Genomic DNA, 268 nt, shown 5'->3' with positions numbered 1-268 from the left:
CGCGACGAGCTTATCGAAATTCTGCTTGGCGGAAGTGATGGCGTCCGAGGTTTCGTCATAGAGGCGACGGCGCTCAGAAGAGACTGACGCTTGCTTCGCCGCGGCCAGCAACTCGATCGCCTTCGTCTGCTCGGCGTCGAACGCCAAATAGCGTGGTTCGCCGGCATTACGAGCAACGCCACGCGCAATCTCGAGGTACAGAACGTCGCCGGGCAAATGCTGCGAAACGCCCTCAAGTTCCAGACGGATCAGGACGAAGCGACCATCA

Annotated in this window: 1 protein-coding gene; it reads right to left on the bottom strand. The window is 59.7% G+C overall.

Annotated elements, in window-relative coordinates; all coding sequences use genetic code 11:
- Window positions 1-268, bottom strand: a 268-nt coding sequence (locus RMT89_RS43355; RefSeq protein WP_315889254.1) for a hypothetical protein, incomplete at both ends; no start/stop codon positions are given.

This window comes from Streptomyces sp. P17 (genome assembly GCF_032436805.1).
GTDB lineage: Bacteria > Actinomycetota > Actinomycetes > Streptomycetales > Streptomycetaceae > Streptomyces.
The sequence above is the reverse complement of the archived record's forward strand: the minus strand, read 5'-3'. Positions and strand labels throughout refer to the sequence as shown.